Origin of the sequence: Pedobacter africanus (assembly GCF_040548825.1) — a bacterium.
GTDB lineage: Bacteria > Bacteroidota > Bacteroidia > Sphingobacteriales > Sphingobacteriaceae > Pedobacter > Pedobacter africanus_A.
Genome location: NZ_JBEPSL010000003.1, coordinates 114390 through 139701, shown reverse-complemented (window position 1 = coordinate 139701; position 25312 = coordinate 114390). Strand labels below are relative to the sequence as shown.

The following is a 25312-nucleotide window of genomic DNA, read 5'->3' as shown; positions in this document are numbered from 1 at the left end:
AAGACACGCTTAAGCAAGCCATGTACTAGATGAGATTGAAAAAAATTAAAATAATGTTAACAAATTATTATTTCCAAGTTTTGTACGAAGCACTTTAAGCGCATTGTGTACCTGGTTGCGAACAGTATTGGGGGATATACCGAGCTCATCAGCAATTTCACTATGGCTCATATCACGGTTGCGGCTCATCTCAAAAACAATTCTCATTTGCTCTGGTAAAGCTGCAACCTCTCTCTCTATCAGTAACCTCAGTTCCTTTTCCCGGAACTGATCTTCTATTGCATTTTCACCCGCATCTATAAACTCTTGCAGGGATGCCGCAAAGTTATCCCGCACCTGCCTGTTTCTGTACTGGTTCAATACCCTGTTCCTTACCGAAGCATATAAGTAGGCAGATAAACTGGTTTTAAATTGAAGCTGCCTACGATTTGCCCAAAGGTAAACAAACAGTTCCTGTATGATGTCCCGCACCTCCTCCCGCTCAGGCAAGCGACGATAGGCATGGCTATACAATACGCCCTGGTAACGCGCATAAATTTCTTTAAGCGCCGCCTTATCCCCCGCTTTCAACAAAGCAACAAGATCGGCATCAGCATATGAACTATAAATGGCCATGTAATTTCCCCTAAAGTAAAGGTACAAAAACTGTATCCTATGTTATCACTTAATTTGTTATAACTTCAGCGGCTCAATTAATTTATGCTATGCAGAACAGCAACGTCAAAATTTTAGCTACAGAAATCCTTTCCGATAACTGGTACACACTACGAAAGATCACCTACGAGTATCAGAAAAAAGATGGCACACTACAAACACAAAGCAGAGAGGCCTACGATCGTGGAAACGGGGCTACAATCCTGCTGTACAATCGGGAACAAAAAACCGTGATCCTTACCCGGCAGTTCCGCCTGCCAACCTTTGTAAACGGAAACGAAACAGGCATGCTGATAGAGGCCTGTGCCGGTTTACTGGACAAAGACAATCCGGAAGATTGTATAAGACGGGAAACTGAGGAGGAGACCGGATACAAAGTGACCGCGGTTCGCAAAATATTTGAGGCTTATATGTCGCCAGGCTCAGTTACAGAAATCCTGTATTTCTTTGTTGCAGCGTACTCTAAAGCCATGAAAGTAAGCGAGGGTGGCGGACTGGATCATGAAGAGGAAAATATAGAGGTACTGGAAATTGGTTTTGAAGAAGCCCTAAAAATGATAGGAACTGGCGAAATTAAAGATGGGAAAACCATTATGCTGCTTCAGCATATCAGGCTTCAGGGCATTTTATAGTTGAACGGTATTATTTTTTGCCCTGTTTTGGGAGAAACCCTGAAATCTGTTTACCGATTGGCAAGGCTGATACATGCAAACCCGGTATCCGATTCGGCCCTGGCGCAAGGCACCACCAACAGGGCCATTGCGATGATCAAAAGTTTTACAAGAATATTCATACCGTTTAGTTTAGTTATTATATTAAAGCTATTGTACTTTTAGATGACCTGAAACAAAGAATAGCCAGAAAGGCAAAAAGTAACGGTGAAAAGCAAAATAGAATCGTTACCGTACCGCAAAAATCAGTCAAACGTTTGCGCAGATCTTTTAGCTGAAATATAATTATGTTCGATGCTCAATACAACCCAAAACAGACATGAAACGCATTTTTTCCGCTTTAACCTTAGCATTGACCACATTAACGGGCCTTGCACAGGAACTACCCCCTGAATTACAAACACCAGAACTGGTATCGGTAAACAGGATGCCCATGCGGGCCTCAGCTTTTGCTTATGAAAACAAAGCGCTGGCTGCGAAAAGGGAAAAAGAAAAATCGGCTTACTTCATGAGCCTGAACGGGCAATGGAAATTCAACTGGGTGCAAGACCCGCGTAAAAGACCTCAGGACTTTTATAAAAACACTTTTGACGATACCAAATGGGATAACTTTAAAGTACCTGCCAACTGGGAAACCAATGGATATGGTACCCCAATTTATGTAAACCAGCCCTATGAATTTGCCGGCCGCAAAAATACGGGGGCAAGGATGAACCCTCCATTTGACATCCCGACCGATAATAACCCTGTAGGATCTTACCGGAAAAAATTCAATATTCCCCAAAACTGGGATGGCAGACAGGTGTTCATCCACCTCGGTGCCGTAAAATCAGCCTTTTTTATATGGATAAATGGCATTAAAGTAGGTTACAGCGAAGACAGCAAGCTGGCTGCAGAATTTGACATCAGCAAATATGTTAAACCAGGCGAAAACCTGGTTGCGCTGCAGGTATACCGATGGAGCGACGGCAGTTACCTGGAATGCCAGGACATGTGGCGGATATCGGGAATAGAACGCGATGTTTACCTCTATGCTACCCCGAAGCTTGACATCCGCGACTTTAAAGCCATTGCCACATTGGATAAGACTTACAGGAACGGACTGCTTTCGCTAAATGCGGAAATCAACAATTATAAAATTGATAAAAAAACCAACCATAGCAGGCCCGATACTTTTGCAGTAGCACTGGAACTTATAGACCCTAAAGGAAAAACAGTTTACCAGGAAGAAAACAAGGGCCTTAAGACCGTATTGGGCAATTACAAAAGTACAGTTACTTTTAATACAGAGATCAGGGATGTGCTGGCCTGGACTGCTGAGACACCTGCCTTGTATACCTTATTTATTACCCTCAAAAACAAAAAAGGGGAAGTTTTAGAGGTGATCCCGCAACGCATTGGTTTCCGCAGTGTTGAACTTACCGGCAATAATTTCCTGGTAAACGGAAAAAGGGTTTTCTTTAAAGGGGTAAACCGTCATGAACACAATGCCACGCAGGGCCACACCCTGAGCCATGCCGATATGCGGAAAGACATGGAAATGATGAAGAAACTGAATGTGAACTCAGTAAGACATTCCCACTACCCTCCTGATCCTTATTGGATGGAATTGTGCGATGAATATGGCCTCTATGTGGTAGATGAAGCAAATATAGAGTCGCATGGGCGGTACTACGACCTGGCCTATACTTTGGGTAACGATAAACAATGGAGGGTACCACATCTGGAAAGGATCAAACGGATGTACGAGCGTGATAAAAACCATACATCAGTCATCACCTGGTCGCTGGGCAACGAGGCCGGCAACGGGGTTAACTTTTATGAAGGCTACGACTGGCTGAAAGCCAATGACGGGCGACCGGTGCAATACGAACGCGCAGAACATGATTACAATACGGATATGATTGTGCCCCAATACCCCGATCCGAACTGGTTAAAAAGGTATGCAAACAGCAATCCCGACCGGCCATTGATCATGAGCGAGTTTGCACACATCATGGGCAATAGCTTAGGAAATTTTAAAGAATACTGGGATGTAATTGAAAGTCAGCCTAACCTGCAGGGTGGTTTTATCTGGGAATGGATAGACCAGGCTATTGATACCGTAAAAAACGGCAAACGCATCAATGCCTATGGAGGTGATTTTCCTTTGGCCGGGCCGGTAAATGAAGATTTCAGCGACAATAACTTCTGTGTAAAGGGTGTTGTTACCAATTACAGAGGGATGACCCCGATGGCCGTTGAGGTTAAAAAGATCTATCAATACATTAAAACAACCTATACAGGCAACAATAAGCTAAACATCAATAACTCTTATTTTTTTAAAGGTACAGATAACCTGAAGCTGGAATGGGAACTTCTGGCGGATGGTAAGGTTGTAGAAAAAGGTATGCTGAACAGCTTAGCCATCGATCCGAGATCAGAAAAAGAATTCCTGCTGCCCATTAAAACCAAGGTTAAAAACAATACGGAATATTTCCTGAATGTATATTACAACCTGAAACAGGCTGAGCCGTTTTTACCGGCAGGTTATAACATCGCCGCCGAACAGTTTGCCTGGAACGGTAGCGCTGAAGCATTTAAACCTACCTTGGCTAAGGGCAAACTGAGCATTGAAAAAAATGCCGGCAAAACCGTTATCCAGGGAAGGGATTTCAACATGGCCTTTGACATGGGCAAAGGACTGATGACAGCCTATTCTTTAAATGGTTTGCCCGTACTTAACGATGGGCCAAGCCCTGGTTTCTGGCGTGCGCCTACAGATAACGATATTGGTGCCGGTTTCAACAGCAGTTTAAGAAAATGGCGCAATGCCTATGCCGAAGGTAAACTGATACTGGCTGATGCCAAACAGGAAGCACAAGGTACAGTTACAGTTAACTTTAAAAAAGAACTGCTGGATGGGGATGCAACGGTTGAACAATTGTTTACCATTTATGCAGACGGCAGCGTAAAAGTAGATAACCGCTTTCTGGCCAATAAAGGAAAATATCCGCTGATGCTGCGCATAGGGAACGACCTGCAGCTGAACCAGACTTTCGATAAGATCAGCTATTACGGACGCGGACCGGGCGAAAATTATTGGGACCGTAAGACAGGATCTTTTGTGGGCCTGTACCAGCAAACCGTAAATGAGCAGTATTTTCCTTATGCCAGACCTCAGGAAAGCGGAAACAAATCTGATGTGCGCTGGGTAAACTTTACCAACAAAAACGGTAAAGGTTTGGGTTTTGCCATGGCCGATAGCCTGCTTAACTTTTCAGCCCTGCCTTATGCATTGGACGATCTTGACCCCGAAACAGAGAAAAAGCAATACCATTCCGGCGAATTGGTTAAACGTGACCGGATATACCTGCACATGGACCTGATCCAAAGTGGAATGCAGGGGATGGACAGCTGGGGTGCATGGCCATTGGAACAATATCGTGTTCCTTTTGCTAAACACGCATACAGTTACTGGATCAAGCCATTGAGGTAACCGATCAGTACGCTGCAACTCATATAGGTCATGATGCCGACCACCAGCAAACCGAAAACGGTCAGCCATATGGGATGCTTATAAGCACCTACAATTCTGGTTTTATAGGCTGCGAGTAAGATTACGGCAAGGGTAATGGGCAGAATAATCCCGTTCAGCGCACCAGCAACAATGAGCAGGCTGACTGGTTTGCCCACAAGCACAAATATGAGTGTAGATACCAGGATGAAAGCAATGATCACTTTGTTTTCATGCTGGTTGATCCTGGCACTAAAAGATTTGATAAAAGACACAGAGGTATAAGCAGAGCCGATGATGGAGGTTACCGCTGCTGCAAACATAACTAAACCAAAAAGCCTGTAACCTATATTTCCGGCCGCAAGTTGAAAAACTGAAGCAGTAGGGTTTTCTGCATCTATAGCCAGGCCCTTTCCAATAACACCAAGCGAAGCCAGGAACAAAAAGACACGCACCAGTGAGGCTACCGAGATCCCCATTACAGCGCTCCGGCTAACCTGCCGAACGGCGCCTGTACCCTTAATTCCTGCATCGAGCAAACGATGCCCGCCCGAAAAAGTGATGTAGCCGCCAACGGTGCCACCAACCAGTGTAATGATGGTAACCAGATCCAGTTTCAACGGCACAAAAGTCCGGAGTGCAGCTTCAGCAAGGGGTGGCGCTGAACTGATGGCAATATAAATGATGGCAATGATCATGACGAAGCCCATCAGCTGTGCAAACCTGTCCATGGCCCTGCCAGCCTCCTTAATCAGAAAAATAGCAATGGCAATACCCGCAGAAACAATGGCCCCTGTAATCACATCCAGCCCCAGCAATGCCTGAAGGCCTAAACCTGCCCCGGCCACATTCCCGATGTTAAAGGCCAGTCCGCCAAAAACAATGAGCAGGGAAATAAAGCCTCCCAATCCGGGCAATAACATATTGGCAATATCCTGCGCCCTTTTTTCTGAAACCGCTATTACCCGCCAGATGTTCAGCTGTACACCAATATCAATGATAATAGAAGTAAGGATCACAAACCCAAAGCTTGCGCCAAGCGACTGGGTAAAAACGGTGGTTTGGGTTAAAAAGCCCGGCCCGATGGCGGATGTCGCCATTAGAAAGGCTGCGCCTATCAATACTGACCGGTTGTTTGCCTGTTTCATTTAAAGCGGATATTTTCGTTTTGAAAGGTATGGTAAATCTGTTCAGCAAATGCGAGGGCTGATGCCCCATCGCCATGAATGCATATGGTATCGGCCTGGATGGCAACCTCAGTACCCTGTTGTGAAACCACCTTGCCCTCCTTCACCATTTTAAGCACCTGGGCCAGAGATTCCTGGTGGCTGGTAATCAAGGCACCGGGTAATTTTCTGGGGGTCAGCGTTCCATCTGTCTGATAAGTGCGGTCGGCAAACACTTCATTGGCTACCTGAAGCCCGGCCTTTTGCCCGGAGCGGATCAGTTCGCTGCCCGACAAACCGTATAAAACAAGGCTGGGGTCCACTTTATAAATGGCTTCTGCAATGGCATCTGCAAGGCTGGTTTTAATGGCCGCCATATTGTACAATGCGCCATGAGGTTTAACATGGTGCAATGTGCCGCCCTCAGCTTTTACAAAAGCCGATAATGCTCCGATCTGGTAAACGACCATATCGTAAGCCTCTTCGGCTGTAATGTTCATGTCCCTTCTTCCAAAGCCCTGAATATCGGGTAAGCCCGGGTGCGCCCCAATAAACACAGCATGCTGCAATGCCAGTTTTACCGTTTTTTTCATGATAGCCGGATCGCCTGCATGAAAACCACAGGCGATGTTAACAGAAGAAACAAATGGCATAATGGCGGCATCGTTTCCCATGTTCCACGCCCCATAGCTTTCTCCCATATCACAATTCAGATCAGTAATAAATTGATCAGCCATATTTTAAAGTTATTGTTTGCCGGAGCTGGTTAATTTGCTGTGTTCTTGCGAGCAGCAGGGCCTGCGCCTGCTCTAAAGTAATCAATTCAAATGTAATTTGCTGCCCGGGCTGCATTTGTGCCAGCAATGTTAAATCGGCACTGCTCACCTGGGCTAAGCGCGGATAACCACCGGTTGTCTGGTGGTCGGCCATTAATACAATGGGCGTTCCCTGACCGGGTACCTGCACCGTTCCGAAAGTGACAGCAGCAGAAAGCAATTCTTTAGTTACATGTCGTTGTAACGACGGACCACTAAAACGATACCCCATTCTATCCGCTTCGCTGCTGATGGTAAAGGGTTCATTAAAAAAACTGGAGATACTTTGCGGGGTAAACTGCGCAAACTCGGGTCCTTTAATTACCCTTATGGTACGAACAGACAAATCCGGATAAAGGTTTCTGCCGGCCGACCAGCCAATTTTTTTGAATGGGCCACTATAAGATTTATTAAACGGGATACGATCATTCGTTTTCAGGGCCCTACCCTCCCAGCCGCCAATTCCTGCCCGCAGGTAAGTGGATCGGCTGGATAAAACCTGGGGAACGTCAAAACCACCGTAAACACAAAGGTAGCTGCGGCAGCCGTCCACAGCTTTACCAAATGACAGCGTTGAACCCTTTGGTACATACAACGGCTTCCACATCTCAACGGCCTCAGCATCTATTTTTGGAGAAAGGTTTCCACCGGTAATGGCAATCAGCTGGTTCTCCTCAAAAACAATTACAGGCCCCGCAAGGGTACATTCCAGACCGGCCTCATGAACAGTATTGCCCAGCAATAAATTACCAATCTTTAAAGCCAGGGTATCCATAGCACCGCTTACTGCCATCCCTGATTTCTGGTAGCCATAACGGCCCAAATCCTGCAGGGTAGTCAATAAACCAGGCTTCTGTATGCTAATTCCCATCCCTGCCCGATTTAATTTTTAACCATTCTGCCTCTGTTACCGGTCGGAAGCGTAGCCTATCTCCTGCTTTTAACAACGCGGGTTCTTCCTTTCCGATATCAAATAGTTCCAATGGCGTTTGTCCAATGAGCTGCCAGCCACCAGGCGTTTCCATAGGATATATGCCTGTCTGGCTCCCCGCAATGCCTACTGCTCCTTTGGGAATCTTTGGCCGGGGGTTTTCTTTCCGTGGTGTTGCAATCCTTTCATCCATTCCTCCCAGGTATGGAAAACCAGGTGCAAAACCTATCATGTACACCAGGTACTCCGGCTGAGTATGTAAGGCTATGACCTCATCGGTACTCATGTGATGGTAGTTTGCAACATACTCCAGATCCGGCCCCATTGCCCCGCCATAATGCACGGGGATAGTGAGTACTTCTGACTGTTCCTGCATTTCAGTATCAGTCATATTTCCGACCATTTCCTGCAGCAGCAAAATCATTTCATGGTAATTGAGCAACCAGGGTTCATAATAAATGGTAATGCTGGTAAATGCTGGTACATACTCCACAAAACCTTCAAAAGTATATTCATCCAGCCATGCAGCTACGGTCCTTACCTGAAGATTGATCGTTTCACTGATCACATCACCAAACTGCATCACTACAGCGGAATCACCCAAAGGGTAGTATTGAATAGGGGCCTGATCTGTTGCAATAGACATACCTACCTGTTATTAATTCCTGAAAATACGGCTTTACGCAAATGCCCCTCATCTGTATCCCCACTATATTCCCAATACATTGCGCCAAGCATGCCACGGTTAAGCATATACTTACATTTGATGGCAATCGACCTTTCGTCTTCGTAAGTACAAACATATTCACCCTCACTGTTCACCAGAAAAGGAACCATTGCTTTTTCATCCCATTGCTTTTTAAAACCCTTTAGTTTCACAATATCCCTATAGTCAATAAAATCCGGAATGCCTTTTACGCCATGCCCGTAAAATGGTATCCCTAAAACCAGTTTATTTACAGGCATACCTGCGCCTACATGGGCTGTGACCGCTTCATCAGCAGTCACACCACTGGTATAGCCCGAACGGTATAAACCCGCATGATGGCTGGGTGGCCGGGCGATATCATAGGTCATGATATTCACAAAATCCACGATAGGCTCAATTGCCCTAAAATCAATATATTTCGCATCGGCAACAGAGGCAAGGGTCAGCAACTTTGCTGTACCGATCTTAGTACGGATGGTATTCATCAGTAAGGTATAGTTCTTTGTGTCATCTGCAGATGATGAAATCTTAGCTGCATTGCTGGTCGGATACTCCCAGTCTATATCAATCCCGTCCAGGTTAAATTCTTTCAGCACCCTCAGGCAATCCTCTGCAAATTTATTCCTGGTACTTTCGGTAGCTGCCATTTCACTAAACCTTCCGCTACCCCAGCCTCCTATGGAGATCAGCACCTTCAGGCCGTCCTTTTTTGATTTCAGTCTGGCCAGGTTTTTCAATCTTTGCGGATTATCAATACGTATGCCATCAAAGGCATCATTAACATGCCCAAAAGCATAATTGATATGGGTTACATATGCCGGATCGGGTACTACAGCTGACCATGATGTGACGTAGGCAACGATCAGCTTTTCAGGTTTCGCTTTTTGCTGTGCCTTTAACAGGCCAGGTATGCAGCTAAACAGGGCTGCGATAAAAGCAGGTAAGAGATTTTTTATAGATGAGGCTTTCATGATTTCATATACAGTTAAAAAAATATGATCTAAAGTTTTAGCCTGATGCTGATCCTGGACAGCAGAATTGAAAAACCGATCATAGCAGCAGCCCAGCATAACGAACCGAATACAGCAAATAACGCATTTGCATCCTGTTTATATATAAATATAGGCAAACCCGTACCCCAAACGATGAAATAAATGACATCAGGTGCCAGATAGGTAGTTAAGGAGTTTTTCCCGGCGGCGGCAAACATAGCCGCCCATTTTACCTTGTTTTTTATATCCACAATAAAAAACATCAGGGCATAGCTCAGCAAGCTGATGCCATTACACACCAGTGCCCAACTGGGCGTTCCGTATATTTTTGAAAGGATGAACCAGTTACGCAGAAAGAAGCCGGCAGCAAGGCAAAGAAAGCCAAGTACTGCAATTATTACGGCCGTTTTACCATTTTTTAAACTTCTTGCAGATAGCAATAAGCCCACAGTAAGCCCCGCCAATACAATTGAAGGCACATTCCCATCAATGATTACTCCAAAAACAGGGTTAAAAAAATCGAGCCAGTCCATCAGGCCCAGTTGTGAGCAGATGTTGAGGCCGATAAAAAAGATCCACAATGCGGCAACAGGCCATAGCCTGGACTTAAGGAACAAACACGCCGTAGCGGCAGCAAAATAACCCCAGCCAATAAGTCCCAAAATACCCCACCATTCAATTTTAAGCCAGGAGATATGGCCCGGCTTACCAGCTTTAAACACAGCAATGAGGATGCCCAAGCCCAATATGCCCAGTACTTTTAAGCCTGTAAATAAGTGTTTTCGGTTTGTATTTTCGGGGTATGCGTTCCAGACCAGAAATATGGAAACATACAGCAATACCGACCAGAGGTTACGGTCTATACCACTGAGGTCCTCATTGAGCCTGTCTGTATTGAGCATCAGTATGCCAATAAACAACAGGCTTATGGTCCGGATCAGGATATGACCAAAAATAGCAAGATCAGCATCCCCTCTTTTTTTTCTTGATGAAATTGCGTAAGGAATAGACATCCCTACCATAAACAAAAAGCCGGGAAATACCCAATCGGCTAGTCCCATCCCATCAACACTCCCTTCTGTATGCAGCAGCCATTTGGGAACCCCTGGTTCGTACAGATCGTTAACAAACAGCATGAGGAACAGGGTTAGCCCCCTCATGATATCAATGGATAAAATCCTCTGGACTTTTTGCTGCGTTAAACTCATCCTGATTAATATTAACTAAGATGAGCAATATTTTCTTAAATACGCATATTTATTTTAAGGGCCTGGGCCCCATTTCTATGTGCATTTCACCTCCATTTGCAATGGCTGAATGCAACAACGATGATGTGGAATGATTTTTTCCATTCAGTACGATCTTTCGAATGTATTTGTTTTCCGGGCTGTTTCCTGTTACCCTGATGTGAAACTTTTTCCCACCGGGCAAACTGATCAGGGCGTCGCTGACAAGCGGCGAGCCGAACACATATTCGCCACTGGCCGGGTTAAGCGGGTAAAATCCCAAAGCCGAAAATACATACCAGGCGCTCATTTCACCTGCATCATCATTGCCACAAAGGCCATCGGGCTTATCGGTATAGAATTGCTGGTCGATCTTTCTGATCAGTTCTGCCGTCTTCCAGGGCTGCCCGGCCAGGTTGTATAAATAAGGAATATGGTGATTGGGCTCATTACCATGAGCATATTGACCAATCAGACCGGAAATATCGGGCGAGGTCTTGTCATCCAATACCGAAGAAATGCTAAACAGGGAATCCAGCTTATTTAAAAAAGGTTGCTTGCCGCCAAACCCACTGATCAGACCGGGTACGTCCTGGGGCACCAGCCATGTATATTGCCAGGCATTACCTTCACAGTAATCATTTTGACGGTGTACTGCATTGTAAGGGTTAAAAGGGCTGCGCCAGGAACCATCGGCCATGCGCCCACGGAAATGACCAGTACTTTTATCAAAGTACTGCTGGTAAAGTTTACTACGTTCAGTAAAATACCGGTAATCCTCCGGCTTATTTAAGGCTTTGGCCATTTGTGCAATACACCAATCGGAAATGGCATACTCCAGCGCCTTGGCTACAGATTCTTCTACCTTTTCGGCAGGAATGAACTGCAGCTTTTGAATGTACTGGATACCATTGGTATCCTGCATGGCCGAATGCCGCATGGCCTGGTAGGCCAGTTCAGTATCATAATTTCTAAAACCCTTTAACCAGGCATCGGCAATAACAGGTACTGCCGGGTAACCGATCATACAATTGGTTTCATTGCCATGCAGGTGCCATACCGGTAATTTACCCTGCTGCTGGTAAATGGCCAGCATGGTTTTAACCATATCGTTTACCCGTTCGGGATGTAAGATCGTCATCAACGGGTTTAATCCACGGTAGGTATCCCAGAGGGACAGCGTGGTATAATTGTTGAACCCTGCATTTTTATACACCTTTTTGTCGGCACCGCGGTAATCTCCGTTTACATCATTAAACAATGAAGGAGCAATCATGGTATGGTAAAGGGCGGTATAGAATTTTGTTTTGATGGCTGCCGGGGCCTCTATTTTAACTTTAGATAATGCCTTTTCCCATTTGGCATCGGCTTGTTTCACGCTGGCATTAAAATCCCAGCCGGGGAGTTCTGTGTTCAGGTTGAGCAGGGCATTCGCGGTACTTACCGGCGATATGGCCACCTTTACTTTTAACAAGGGCTGTTTTGCCGCATCGAAAAACAAGGCCGCTTTTATTTCTTTACCGCTGGCTTCTACGCCCTGAAGCGGGGCCGAACCATTGTAGAGTTCTATCCTGGTTACAGGCGCTGAAAGCCGGATAACGAAATAAATCCGCTGATCTGCCGCCCAGCCTTTAGAAAAACGGTAGCCTTCAAAGGTAAGCGCATCAAGCTGACGGATATGCGTCTGGGCAGGCTCATCCCAGCCCATTCCAAAGCCCAGGTCGACCAGCAGATGGGCGTTTTCTGTTTTCTGGAAGGTATATTGATGAAAACCTGTACGTTCTGTAGCTGTTAACTCGGCTTTTACCTTATACTTATCGAGGTACACCTGGTAATAACCCGGCCGGGCCACTTCAGTTTTTTTAGAGAAGGAAGAGCCATAGCCACTTTCCATATCCTTAAAACTAGCCCGGGTAACCTGTGTCTTCCCGTTGGCAGGCAAGAGTAAAATATCGTTCAGATCGCCTATGCCGGTACCGCTAAGGTGGGTATGGGTAAAACCCAGGATTTCGGTGCTGATGTAATTGTAGCCGCTGCACCAGTCCCAGCCATTAAATTTATCCCAGGTCTGCATGATCTGCGATGGGCCAAGCTGTACCGCTCCGAAAGGAACGTTGGCACCAACAAATACGTGTCCATGACCTGCAGAACCTATAAAGGGATCAACGAAGCTTGTTGCTTTGTTTTGGGCAAAAATGCCACTACTTAAAATTATCAGGCCAAGTATAAAGCCCAGTTTTCGCGTCATCATCAGTTATTTCATCTTTAGTAGATTTTATACGGATAATAAATCTCTACTGTTCATGGTTTAATTTATTGGGAACAACTGGCTTTTAAGGTTCCAGCCATATACTTCTATACTTAAAGGAATGCTGTCCTCCTCCGGGAATTCGATGGTCATACTTTTTCCTTCGCCCGGCAGTACTGTAAAATAATTGTCGGAACAGAAGGCCGGCAATATCCTTTCCCCGGTCGCGGCATTCACTAAAGCTACGCGGTTAAAAAAGGCAACAGGGCCGCCAGCATCGTTTTTCAGCACTACCTCCAGCTGGCCTTTCCCTGTTTTACGGCTGCTCACATTGAGCTTTGCTGCTTTCATGTTCTGCAGCCCGCTGTATTTACCATCGGGCGCAGGCATCCAGTACAGGTTTTCGCTCAATACATTTTGTCTGGCATCCAGCAGCTTCAGCAGCACAAAACAACCCGTTTTGGCATCCAGTTTTTTTAAGGCCTCGTTTACCGGAAAAGTACGCTGACTGGTAGAGGCAGCTATCTCGGTAAAAGCCTGGATCTGTTGCTGCAGCTTACCTTCCATATCATACAGGCTGGCTTGCACCATAACGTTGCGCACCACCCCAAAACCATTGTTAACTATCGTAACCATGCTGTCCAGCGGATTCATCATGATGTGCAGGGGCTCTGAACCTTTGCGCAATCCATACAAACAGGCATTCGGGTCCAGGTAATAATCGTACATCTGCCCACGCATGGCCGTCCAGGGGTTCTGTGTTTTCCAGATAATGGTACCGGTATACCAATCCCACATTCTGGAAGAAAAACCTTCCATCAATGCGCGGTATTGCTCGTAATTGACCAGTTGGGCCTTCATGGCAAAGTCTTTGGCATCTTTTGCTTTCCCATAGGGATCGATGTGATGGTCGTAAGGAATATACTTGTGATAGGCCCATACCGAATCGGGCTGCTGCCCGTTCTGTGGCGGGGTCATGTTCCCTTCAGGGATAAAACGTTTCAGTGAAGCATAATCGCCCAGCCCAACCGAGCCCACTTCTGAGTTGTAGGGATAGGTACGGAAAGACCAGAAGCTTTTCGGGTCCTGAATGGTATAAGGTCCATCGCCATTGCCCCCAAGGAAATTGTAAGACATGTCGTTGCTGTTGGAATAATCAAAGAAATAACGGGTGCCGTCCAGTTCCGGAAGGATTTTTTCTTTGAGCGGGTACAGGATATCATCGGGCGGGGTAATCTCGTTGCCACCACACCAAAATGCCAGTGAGGGGTGGTTACGGATCATTTTGATCTGATCTGCTGCAGCAGTAAGCACCAGCGCATGGTCATCGGGGTACTGTCTGCGGGTCCACTGGTCGTCCTTTTTCAAAGGGTCCTGCCATTTGCCATTGCAATCGCCGCTGAACCAGAAGTCCTGGAACACCAGCATCCCATATTTGTCGCAGGCCTGGTAAAATTCGGGCCGTTCAATAATGGCCCCTCCCCAGATGCGGATCAGGTTCAGGTTCATATCGCGATGATAGCGCACTTCGGCATCGTAGCGTTCATCAGAAAAGCGGAGCATGGCATCAGAGATGATCCAGTTGCCCCCTTTGATGAAGATCTTTTGCCCGTTAACCAGGTTTTCACGGCTACGGGTATGTTCGTTCCAGCGGGTACCGATTTCTCTTACCCCGAACTGTACACTTTCTTTGTCGGCCAGTTTCCCCGCCGCATCCACAAAGGTAAAGCTGATGGTGTACAGGGGATGTGCCCCGTAACCGTTGGGCCACCAGAGTTTAGGGTTCTGCAGCTGGAAATCGGGCAGCTTCACCAGCTTTTTCTCGCCCGCCTTTAGCTGAACCGCTGCTTTGACCACCTTCCCTTCCAGGGTGTACTGCAAATGGCCGCTTACGGTTTTGTTCAGCGGGTTCTCCACTTCGCAGGATGTGCGGATCAGTGCTGGTTCCTGTTTGCCAGAGGGCAAACGTTTGCCCGGAACCAGCGTCACCACGTGAGGATTTTCGAGGTTCAGCCCCCCGGTTTTCTCCACAAATATCTTGTCCCATATCCCCGTATTGCGGTCGCGTATGGGCTGTATCCAGTCCCAGCCTGCGGTATAGGGCGTGGTCAGCCCTTTGGCAATGGTGCCATCACCGCCTTGCCCGCCATTAGCTGCACCAGGAAAATCAGGTGGCTGAACCAACAAAGCCAGCCTGTTTTTCCCATCTGGTGCAAGTAAGGGGGTAATGTTATATTGCTGGCGCAGGTGCATGCCCTCATGGGTCTTAAGGTTTACCTTTTTGCCGTTTAAATAAATATCGCATCTGTAATTTACCCCACGCAGCTTGAGCCATACCTGCTCATCGCCTTTGGCCCTCTGCTCAAAGGATTTCACAAACCAATAGGTATAATGGGCATTGCCAGTATCATACACATCTTTGATGTGTTTGTTGTTCATCCCGTAAAAGGGATCGGGTATCTTTTGGTTGTCCAGCAGGGTGGTCAGCACTGTACCGGGCACTGTGGCCCTCATCCAGCCGGTAAGCGCAGTACTTTCCAGGGATAGCTGTTCTCCCTTTCGGGATTCTTCGGAAATGGCTTTGCAGACCCAGCCGGAATTCAGTTCGTAACGTTGCTGGGCAGTTAATTTAATGCCAGCCAATACAAAAAATATAATCAGGTAGTGCTTCATTCTTACATATTACTTTCAATGGCGCCAACTTTCTCCCTGTACAAATCAATTGGGCCGTCCAGTAGCACCGCAATCACTGTAAAGTGCTTATCCAGTTTAATTTCGGGTACAGGTATATAAACTATGCCGGGTATTTTACTCCAGTATAATTTATTGTAAATTTCATAGGGCAGTATGGTACCCTCACCTACCACGCGGATCCGGCTGATGTTATTTTTAATGCCTTTCAGTGCAATAGGGCCTGTTGGTTTTCCTTCCACAAAAAGATATAAGGTCTGGCGGTCTGCAGATAATAAGGTATTGCCCTGGTAATGCCCTGCTGGAATTCCCGGAAGGGTATGGTCAAGTATTTCCGTATGTTTGGCCACCCAGGCTTTATCCGTTGGCATTTCTATAGCCTTTGCGGCGGCTGGATCACTTGTTTTTAAAGGTTCATTAAACCTCAGGTGTAAAACTGTTACATCTTTGTCGTATGCAGCAGGCAATACCTTCAACAGATAGCCATCGATTCCGGAAGGTTTATAGCTTAGCCCCGTAGTTTTATATCCAACTACATTGGCTTCTACAATTTTTGATTGGATCCCTTTGAGCACAATTCCGGCATTTTCCTGGTAATCCAGGTATATGAATAAGTTCTTTTTATCTTTTGACAATGCAGTTTTTGCATTGATGTGGCCTGCAGGGATACCCGCCTGGGTTCCATATATGGCTGCTGCGTGTTTTTTAGTCCAGCGGCCCAGGTCTTTCAGTATCTGTACCTGCTGGTCAGGTATGGTTCCGTCAGCTTTGGGGCCGATATCAAGTAGTAAATTACCGCCCATACTGATGCAATCCACTAAAGTGCGGATGATCATATTAGACGATTTGTATTTCGTATCAAAGGGCTGATAGCCCCATGAATCGTTCATGGTATAACAAAGCTCCCAATAATCGGCAGCAGGTTTTAATACCGGAACACCCTGTTCGGGCGTTTCATAATCCCCATGCTCATCAAGGCGGGAATTGATGATGATATTGGGATTGTATTTTTGAAGCAGTTCCCTCGTTTTTTGAGCTTCCCACTCTGTGTTGTTGTGTTCCCAGTTCCCATCAAACCAGATCAGGTCGGGCCGGTAGTTTACAGACAGTTCCTCCAGCTGGCCCTGGTAATAATTCAGGAATGTTCTCCAGCGTTGAGGTTCATCTTTAATCGCATACCTTTTATGGTCGCGGGTAAAAACGTCATAATTCCTGTAGCTCCAATCTGGCAGAGAGTAATAAATACCGGTTTTTAGCCCGGAAGATTTGAGCGCGGTAATGAATGGCGACAATACATCGCGTTTTGCTTTGCTATTTGTTAATGTAGTAGTAGCACCAGAGGCTTTGGTATTCCATAGTGAAACACCGTCGTGGTGTTTAGCAGTAATTACGGCATATTTCGCACCGCTTTCTTTAATTAAGCCTGCCCATGTAACAGGATCATACTTTGAAGCACTGAAACCATCCAGCTGTTTCATGTACAGGTCATGAGGTGTATAATTGTTAAAAAAGGCCCAGGATTCGGAAATACCATTTACAGCGTAAATCCCCCAATGGATAAAGATGCCCAGTTTGGCATCGGCAAACCATTGCATTTTTTTGTCTTTTACAGGCTGTGCCCGGGCATTAAAACCTGTTAACAGTGAAATAAGGAGCAAAAATTTGCCCCATGTGATGCCTTTCGTTTTCAATAACATTTCCTGTTTTCTTTACCTCAATTTATTCCTGCAGCTGCCTGTTAAAAAATTACAGGAATGCCTTTGAACGCATTCCTGTAATCCGTGATCGTCAGTAATCTCCTATTTCTGTGCCCACCACAATGGAGTAAGCACTTCGTCGGTACCATTTAGTGCACCAACAGCCTGTCCGTAACCCGTTGCGTTGTTGTTCTTCAAATTTGAAGGGTATCTCAAACGCTGAGGCAGGAATTTCACACTACTGGTCATATAAGTAGCATCTGTCAAAGCAGGTAGGGTCTGAATTGAATTTTCAATAACCGGGTTTTCGAAGAAAGGAAGTCCTAATCTTCTGTGGTCATTCCAGCTTTCCAATGGCAACCATGGGGTTTGCGCAATAAACTTCTGTGTAATGATTTTTGTCAGGTGATCATTTTTAACCGTCCCGTTTTTATAAAGGTCATTTTTCGGATAATTTACTGTCACTGTTCCTGGCGCGCCCGTCATTCCATCTTCAAAATTCATCACGCGTGCTGTTGGCTCGGTAGTATGTGTCCAGCTAACAGAAGTACCTACCCTGTTATAATCCTGGGAAGTAATGTAAGAACCTACCGGGAGTCCCCAGTAAGCAAAGCTCTTCGCTATTCCTGTCTCATATGCAGTTTGTGCATTTACCGGCGTGCTCCATCCACGTACCGCAGCTTCAGCCAACAGGAAGTAAGTTTCCCATGGCCCAAAGAAAAGTCTTTTCTGGGTGCTGTTTCTAAATTGCATATTGATCCTTGGCATGGTTCCCCCGTAATTAACAAGCTGGTTCAGTGGATCCTTTGATCCCCAGTCGCCATCAGTTTTGGCATTCCAGGTATATTTTGCATTTACCGTTTTTGCTGTTGATCCGTCTGCATTTTTTAATAAACGCTCCGTAATAGTATCATAACCTGTATTTTGTTTTGGATACCGTGGATTGGTCAGATCGCCCGGAATACTGAACAGCACGTAGGCGCGCGGGTCAATTGTAAATGGCAATCCGTTAAACCAGTAGCCTGCCTGAGGATCGTTGGTTTTTGTACTGAACTGAACCGGATACTTTTGTCCGAGCCAGTTGGCAGGCTTGATGTAACTCTGGAAATCAGCTCCCAGCTGATCTGCACTTTTCACGCCACCAAGGCCTACAAAAATGTTGTTCAGAGTTGCCGATAAAGGCTGTGTATCCCAGCTGCGCGTCATCACCCCTGTAAGCGCATCCCAGCCATCCTTTTCCTGTACCTGAAAGCTTTGTTCCTGCAGGGTAATAAAATCATTGGTTGCAGCGGCGGTCTCAAATTCTGTTTTTGCTTTATTCGCATCAACTTCAGATAGGCGCATAGCCAGACGCATACGCATAGAGGTAGCATATTTTTTCCAGTTTGCGTAATTATAATTGTATGCAGGATCCAGTTTTTTCAAGTCTTCAGAAGGGACCATACTTACATCCAGTTTCGCAGAAGCATCTTTAAGCTCTTCAAGAATATAGTAATATACCGTTTTCACATCGCTGAAATCCGGATTGGTTCCCTGAAAACCCTTTACAGGTATGGGTCCAAAATTATCAGACATTTCACTCAATAAATAAGCCCTCCATATCCTTGCTACCTGGATCAGGTTGTTGGTATAAAGCTTTGAAGTTCCATTGGCAATTTGCTTTTCGCCGATCTGGATACCTGTATTTACTGCATTCAGCCAACCCGAAACCTGCTCATAATAAGCATTGCTCCAGCCATCATTGTAATCACCAAATGAGATGGTCCCGCCGTCCACATCAGCTGCCTGTCTGCCAGCTGGTTTCCAGTATAGTACAAATGACCGTTCTGCAACATCAGGGTTCATTTGAGCTTCAATAATTGATCGGTTAATGAAGTACTCAACCTGTACTTTGTCCTCATCGGCTGCGAGGGGGTTCTGATTGATCTCTTCAAATTTTTTACATGATGCCAGCACCATTGTAGCTGCAATAAACATGCATGATTTTTTTATAATATGTTTCATCGTAATATGAATATTAAGATTAAAAGCCTAAGGTTAAGTTAAAGGTGAAAGTACGGGTAGTTGGTGCACTTGCACTTTCAAAACCTGTTGCATTGTCACTGGTCGCGAATACCGATTCAGGATCAATTCCGTTCAAATGACTGGTAATCAGCCATACGTTGTTACAAGACACACCAATTTTTGCGCGCTGAACAGGCGTGTTTGCCAAAAATTTAGGCGAGAAATTGTAACTCAGGTTTACGTTTCTTAACCTGATGTTGGAAGCGTCATATAAATTCGCCTCGGAAATACCCAGGTTACCTTGCCCTGCTACAGACCTCCAATAGCGCTGAGGCGTTACTGAAGTCGTATTTGCTTCATATTTATTGGTAACCGGATTAAGAACCGCCCCTTTTACAGTAATGTTCTCTCTTTCGCCACCCACAACTGTTACTGCAGCAGTTCCATTCTTTTGCATGTTAACGTTGGTAGCGGAGAATATTTTACCTCCAAAACGGCCATCCACCAGGAACGAGAGGTTAAAGCCTTTATAGTTAAAAGTATTGGTTATACCCACCAAAGCAGATGCCTGTTGATTGCCCAACTTAACATTCTGTTCGCCCTTTAGCGGCAAACCATCTTTATCCAATAGAAGCTGTCCATAAAATTCGCTGTTAGGGTCTGTAACCCTCAAAAACTTACTGCCATAGATCTCCCCATACTTTTCTTTTTCCACAGCAAGTATACTCACTTCATCATAGCCGCCAAGTCTGTACCTTGGAACATCTGCGAATATGGATTTCACGGTATTGTTATTATGCGAATAATTTACCGCCATGTTCCAGTTGAATCCCTCAGCATTGTCAAGAATCTTTGCATCGGCCATAATTTCGATACCTGTATTCTGGATGTTCCCCGCGTTGATCTTCTTCTTTTTGTAACCGCTCAATGGGTCCATAGGAAGGTCTATCAACTGGTTCGTTGCATTTGATTTATAAACTGAAAAGTCTAAACCAAAACGGCTTTTGAAAAATCTTAACTCTGCACCCGCTTCATAAGATTTGATCAGCTCGCTTCTTACATTCGGATCAAACAAAGTTTCTCCCCTGTAGGCTGTAGTATTTCCATTTGGATCTTTATCAATTACGTAGGTGTTGTACAACTGATATGGCGCCATATCGTTACCTGCCTGGGCAGCTGATCCGCGGATCTTTGCATAGGATAACCATGATGGCAAATCTTTACCCATTTTTGTCAGCATTTCTGTAAAAATGTAAGAAACACTGAAGGAAGGATAAAAATAAGATCGGTTGGCTTTTATAAGAGAAGATGTCCAGTCGTTCCTTAAAGTTGCATCTGCAAAAAGGTAACCATCCCAGTTTAACTGAAAAGTACCATAAAGTGAATTGATTTTCTTTCTGATATAAACCTGCTCAATAGACGGTTTATTTTTTCCGTTGTTCAGCGAAAAAAGGTTTGGTACCGTCAAATCTCCGGAATCACTGTTCAGCTGGCTGTTTTCCTGCGACATCAAATTCCCACCAAAGCTAAAACCTCCTCCCAAACGATCAAAAACGTTATCTTTCTGACCAGAGAGCAAGAAGCTAAGGTTGGTTTCTGTAAAAGTATGCTTATTCAGTGCATAACGCCCAGTTGCTGTTGAAGGACTACCTGCATAAACTTTCTCTTCAATATTGGTGCTGTATTTATCTGTTCCACCTCTGATCTCTGCATTCAGCCAACTGTTAAAGTTATACTTCAAAGACCCGTTCAGTAAATAACGATCTCTTACATCCTGATTTAATCTGTACTGCCTGGCCCAGTAAGGGTTCAGCTGTGAGGTAGTGGTATTGTACCATACCATTTTTCCGGCTTCATCAACGGGTTGACTAAACTCTTTGATGTCCAGTGATCTTGGGAAGAGATAAAGTGTACTGAATATGTTGTTCAGGTTAGAACCATTATTTGGTCTGTTCTGTGCATTATTATTGCTATACTGCACCTTGGTATCTATAACCCAACGGTCGTCTTTACCAAATTTGCTAACAGCTCTGGCAGTTAAATTTGTCCGCTGAAGCTTAGCGCCAGGAATGATACTCCTGTCATCCAAACGATTAAAAGAGGTATAAACAGAAGTAGAGTTGATCTGCTGTTGAAAAACCACACCCTGATTGGAACTGAAACCTGATGAAATATAGTTGTTCAGATTGTCGTGAACAGCCATAGGAATTTGCTGGCCATTCCAGTTGGTGATGGTCTGACCAGCGATTTTTGGTCCCCAGCTTAAACCTGAAGTTTCAGTGAAGATATTTTCCGTTCCCTGTCCGAAACTGGTTTGCATTTCAGGGGTAGTAAATACGGTTTCTACGCCAAAAGCTGAAGTTACGGTTACACCAAGTCCCTTTTGCGCTTTACCGGTTTTGGTAGTGATCATGATTACCCCGTTACCAGCCCTTGATCCATAAAGAGCAGAAGCTGCAGGACCTTTTAGTACAGTTACACTCTCTATATCTTCCTGGTTGATATCAGACATCCCGTTACCCATATCGGTAGGTGGATTAAAGTAATCATTGTTCACTTCGCCTTTCCTGTTATAAGCACCAGTAAAGTTATTTACCGGTATACCATCCACCACAATAAGTGGCTGATTATCGCCGGTTAAAGAATTATTACCTCTAAGCGTGATCTTGGATGACCCCGCAGGCCCGTTACTTGAACGCGACACCTGTAAACCCGCAACTTTACCAGAAAGGGTATTTACCAGATTTGGCTCTCTGGCTTCAACCAGTGCTTCACCCTTTACTTCCTGCAAGGCATAACCCAGAGCTTTCTTTTCTCTTTTTATACCAAGGGCGGTCACCACCACTTCGTTCAAACTGTTGTCTTCTTCTTCCAGTACAACGTTTACAGAAGTGCCTGAACCTACGGCAATTTCCTGGCTTTTATAGCTCAGGTAACGAAAAACAAGTACATCACCCTGTTTTGCCGCAATAGCATACCGACCTGTAGCGTCTGTACTGACACCATTTTTAGTGCCTTTTACCAACACACTAACCGCGGGTATCGGTGTGCCTGCTTTGTCCTTTACGGTTCCCGATATGTTTTTTTGTGCATAGGCGCTAATTGTTAATAAGCTTAACAACAGCACGCTCAGGCACCGGGAGTAAAACTGTTTCATGTTAATTAAAGTTTAGTTAATAATTGGATATTTGGATTTTAGTTATTCAAATGTACTATGCTCTATCACCAGGCTGGCAGCTGCAAGCAACTCTGCATCTGCCGCCAGTTCCGAAATCACGATTGTTGTTTTATCTGCAATTCTTGGAATACAGAATTCATTGACTGCCTGCTGTACAGGAGGCAGTAATATTTTCCCTGCAATGGCTCCGCGACCACTCAATACTATACACTCAGGGTTCATGATATGAATTAAGGTGGCCAGCCCCTTTCCAATCAAAAAAGCTGCATCAGAAAGAATGGAAACCGCAAGCGGGTCATGGTTCCGTGCTGCTTCCAGAAAAAGTTCACCAATGTTCCTTTTGTCATCTTTGAACGATTGCGCCATACTTGTTGCCGCTCCTTTATTTATCTCTGCTTTTGCCTTTTTCGTCATTACCAGCAATGAAGTTTCCACTTCAAGACATCCACGCTTACCGCAAGAACACAAATTATCTGTATTGGACAATGGGATATGACTAAACTCACCTGCATAACCGCTGCTTCCCCTATACAACTGTCCGTTTACAATCATACCCAAACCTGTTCCCCAACCTATATTAGCAACCATAACATCGCGTTTACCCGCCGCCGCACCAAACTGCATTTCGGCAAGCGCAATTAAACTGGAGTCGTTATCCATAAATACAGGAAGCCCTAATTTTTTAGTAAGGTATTTCCCCAGATGAGAACCGTCTTTGGTTTTCAAATGAGAATGATCGGTACCGTTTTCCACATCGATAAAACCTGGAATACCAATACCAATACCCAATAGCTTATCCGGATCAATACCCGAGGCCTTAATGTTCCTGTCAATAAATAAGATAAGTTCATCTACAGCACCATTGTCGGCAGGAATGGTTAATTCCAGTGTACTTACAGGTGACACAAAATTTCTTGCCAGATCATAAATCACCATACGTGTGGTAAATTGATCCATAGCTACAGCTACAATATACTTTTGCATATCCGGGTTGAGCAAAAATAAAGATGCCCTGCGCCCACCGGTTGAAGGCGCCAGTCCCTGCTCCTTGACATACCCCTCCGCAACCAGCCCATTAACTACTTTAGTAACCAATGGAAGACTTTTATGCGTAAGCCTGCTAAGTTCAGTAAGTGATAACGGATTTTTATAATAAAGCTGTTTAACAATATCCGATCTTAAAAGCTGTCCCTTCTCTATTGCCATGGTTTATCTGGTTAGTATCTTACAACAAACTTAATAATTAATTGTAATACTTTACAAATCTTTTTAAATTATTTATTAAGTTAGTCGATGTTTATAAAACACAGCGATATAATTTCATAAAAAAAGCGCCTACGGCGCTGCTATTGTCAAATTTGGTAATCAGGAAATTTACAACCTGGTTACAGCCAGCTCCCGGCTGTTTCCTTTTACGGACCGGATTTTACCCCGCAGGGATTCAGCATCAAATTTATTATAGTAAGAAATTTTAACCTGCCCTACAGATTTTACGGTTCCTTTAATCTCGTGTATATCAAAAGCATTATTGTATTTGATACTGATATTTCCAACAGACTTCAGCGTACCAGCTTTCTCATGAATGTCAAAAGCATTGTTGTAGCTGATCTTTTCATCCCCTATTGCTTTCAGTTTGCCCTTACCGTCATGAATGTCAAACCTGTCGTAATAATTGAAGACTACCCCTTCTACCGATTTTATCTTCCCTTCCTTGTCCCGGTCAGAACTACCGTAATAAGTCACCTTCAAATTACCTATCATTTCAGTACCGGAAGCACTGTGATCCTCAAAGTCGCCCCAGTCTGAAGAACCATTGTAACCACGCGATTTCAGGAAGGCAATGTTTCCATCCGCATCCATCCCTATCACAAATTTCGGATAGGTAAGCACCGTGTGCTGTATCCCGGTTTTGTAATCGGCAATAACGAAATTAGCCCTTAAAAGTTTTTGCGCTTTTCCCGTTAGCACAAGAACCAGCATTAAGCTGGCCATCAACAAGATTTTTGTTTTCATAAGTGTGTATGTGTTTTATGCAGTCCTAACACTGCACAGGCAATGTAGGCAAAGTATTTTTTTTTCTTATCATAGATCAATAATTTACCATTAGCAAGTTTGTCTATTTGCATTCAACAAATAGAATAAAGAACATATGAAAAAATTATTATTAGCGGCAGCAGTTTTAAGCACTGCTCTTTTCGCCTTTAAATCTGCAGCGCCAACAACATGGTCGGCCGACACTTCACATTCTAAACTGGGTTTTGTGGTTACCCACCTGATGATTACCGATGTAGAGGGATCATTCAAAAACTTCCAGTCAACCATTACTTCTTCAAAGCCAGATTTTTCTGATGCTGTTGTGGAACTGACTGCAGATGTGAACTCGGTAAATACAGATAATGACAAAAGAGACGAGCATTTAAAAGGTGCTGATTTCTTTGATGCTGCCAAATATCCTAAGCTGACTTTCAAAAGCACTTCAGTAAAAAAAGTTTCAGGCAACAAATACAAAGTAAGCGGTAATTTAAATTTCCATGGTGTAACCAAACCAGTGGTTCTGGATGCTACATTAAGAGGTGTTACCACCAACCCTATGTCTAAAAAACCTACTGCAGGTTTTAAAGTTAGCGGCACTATAAAAAGAGCTGATTTTGGTTTTGGAACCAAATATGGCAACGCCATGCTAAGTGATGAAGTAACTTTAAATGCAAATACGGAGTTTGTGCAAAACTAAAAAAGCATTTTTTTTATATAAATAAAGCGGCAGGATAATCATGTATCCTGCCGCTTTATTTTTTCAAGGCAGCCCATTTACAGTATAAATCTTAACGGAAGAT

General features: G+C 44.7%; 17 protein-coding genes. 3 read left to right on the top strand and 14 right to left on the bottom strand.

Annotated elements, in window-relative coordinates; genetic code table 11:
• Window positions 1-45: 45 nt before the first annotated feature.
• Entirely contained in the window at window positions 46-615 is a 570-nt protein-coding gene (locus tag ABIE26_RS16255; protein ID WP_310143671.1) for an RNA polymerase sigma-70 factor, read from the bottom strand.
• A gap of 89 nt (window positions 616-704) precedes the next feature.
• Between ABIE26_RS16255 and nudK the strand changes: the two genes are divergently transcribed.
• Window positions 705-1286, top strand: coding sequence for a GDP-mannose pyrophosphatase NudK (gene nudK, locus ABIE26_RS16250; RefSeq protein WP_310143669.1), 582 nt, complete (start codon window positions 705-707; stop codon window positions 1284-1286).
• 358 nt (window positions 1287-1644) lie between these two features.
• Entirely contained in the window at window positions 1645-4803 is a 3159-nt protein-coding gene (locus ABIE26_RS16245; RefSeq protein ID WP_310143666.1) for a glycoside hydrolase family 2 TIM barrel-domain containing protein, read from the top strand.
• Here the strand turns inward: ABIE26_RS16245 and ABIE26_RS16240 are convergent.
• From ABIE26_RS16240 to ABIE26_RS16180, 13 genes are all read right to left on the bottom strand, one after another.
• Complete coding sequence (locus tag ABIE26_RS16240) at window positions 4779-5969, bottom strand: NRAMP family divalent metal transporter (protein WP_310143663.1); 1191 nt, start codon at window positions 5967-5969, stop codon at window positions 4779-4781. The two genes, ABIE26_RS16245 and ABIE26_RS16240, sit on opposite strands and share 25 nt — an antisense overlap.
• Window positions 5966-6724 carry a LamB/YcsF family protein gene (locus ABIE26_RS16235; protein ID WP_310143661.1) on the bottom strand — a complete coding sequence of 253 codons (759 nt, stop codon included), beginning with the start codon at window positions 6722-6724 and terminating at the stop codon, window positions 5966-5968. Before ABIE26_RS16235 ends, ABIE26_RS16240 begins: the two co-directional genes overlap by 4 nt.
• Window positions 6717-7673: a biotin-dependent carboxyltransferase family protein gene (locus ABIE26_RS16230; RefSeq protein WP_310143659.1), complete on the bottom strand. Its 957-nt coding sequence runs from the start codon at window positions 7671-7673 to the stop codon at window positions 6717-6719. The genes ABIE26_RS16235 and ABIE26_RS16230 overlap by 8 nt, the downstream gene beginning before the upstream one ends.
• The gene (pxpB, locus tag ABIE26_RS16225) at window positions 7663-8379 is read right to left on the bottom strand and encodes a 5-oxoprolinase subunit PxpB (protein ID WP_310143658.1); all 717 of its coding nucleotides are present in this window, start codon (window positions 8377-8379) and stop codon (window positions 7663-7665) included. Before pxpB ends, ABIE26_RS16230 begins: the two co-directional genes overlap by 11 nt.
• A 2-nt stretch (window positions 8380-8381) precedes the next feature.
• Window positions 8382-9413, bottom strand: coding sequence for a glycoside hydrolase family 18 protein (locus tag ABIE26_RS16220; protein ID WP_310143657.1), 1032 nt, complete (start codon window positions 9411-9413; stop codon window positions 8382-8384).
• Between the two features lie 29 nt (window positions 9414-9442).
• Entirely contained in the window at window positions 9443-10642 is a 1200-nt protein-coding gene (locus ABIE26_RS16215; protein WP_310143656.1) for a DUF5009 domain-containing protein, read from the bottom strand.
• 49 nt (window positions 10643-10691) lie between these two features.
• A complete protein-coding gene (locus ABIE26_RS16210; RefSeq protein ID WP_310143655.1) occupies window positions 10692-12911 on the bottom strand; it encodes a GH92 family glycosyl hydrolase in 2220 nt (739 codons plus the stop codon).
• A gap of 57 nt (window positions 12912-12968) precedes the next feature.
• On the bottom strand, window positions 12969-15581 hold the full coding sequence (locus ABIE26_RS16205; protein ID WP_310143654.1) for a glycoside hydrolase family 2 protein: 2613 nt from the start codon (window positions 15579-15581) through the stop codon (window positions 12969-12971).
• Window positions 15582-15583: 2 nt separating this feature from the next.
• Window positions 15584-17296 (bottom strand): alpha-L-fucosidase, encoded by a 1713-nt coding sequence (locus tag ABIE26_RS16200; protein WP_310143653.1) that lies wholly within the window; start codon window positions 17294-17296, stop codon window positions 15584-15586.
• A 102-nt stretch (window positions 17297-17398) separates the two neighbouring features.
• A complete protein-coding gene (locus ABIE26_RS16195; RefSeq protein ID WP_310143652.1) occupies window positions 17399-19300 on the bottom strand; it encodes a SusD/RagB family nutrient-binding outer membrane lipoprotein in 1902 nt (633 codons plus the stop codon).
• Window positions 19301-19319: 19 nt separating this feature from the next.
• Complete coding sequence (locus ABIE26_RS16190; RefSeq protein WP_310143651.1) at window positions 19320-22457, bottom strand: SusC/RagA family TonB-linked outer membrane protein; 3138 nt, start codon at window positions 22455-22457, stop codon at window positions 19320-19322.
• Between the two features lie 42 nt (window positions 22458-22499).
• Window positions 22500-23684, bottom strand: coding sequence for an ROK family transcriptional regulator (locus ABIE26_RS16185; protein WP_310143650.1), 1185 nt, complete (start codon window positions 23682-23684; stop codon window positions 22500-22502).
• A gap of 168 nt (window positions 23685-23852) precedes the next feature.
• On the bottom strand, window positions 23853-24491 hold the full coding sequence (locus ABIE26_RS16180; RefSeq protein WP_310143649.1) for a hypothetical protein: 639 nt from the start codon (window positions 24489-24491) through the stop codon (window positions 23853-23855).
• A gap of 136 nt (window positions 24492-24627) precedes the next feature.
• On the opposite strand from ABIE26_RS16180, the gene ABIE26_RS16175 reads away from it, so the two are divergent.
• The gene (locus tag ABIE26_RS16175) at window positions 24628-25209 is read left to right on the top strand and encodes a YceI family protein (RefSeq protein WP_310143648.1); all 582 of its coding nucleotides are present in this window, start codon (window positions 24628-24630) and stop codon (window positions 25207-25209) included.
• The last annotated feature ends 103 nt before the right edge of the window (window positions 25210-25312 follow it).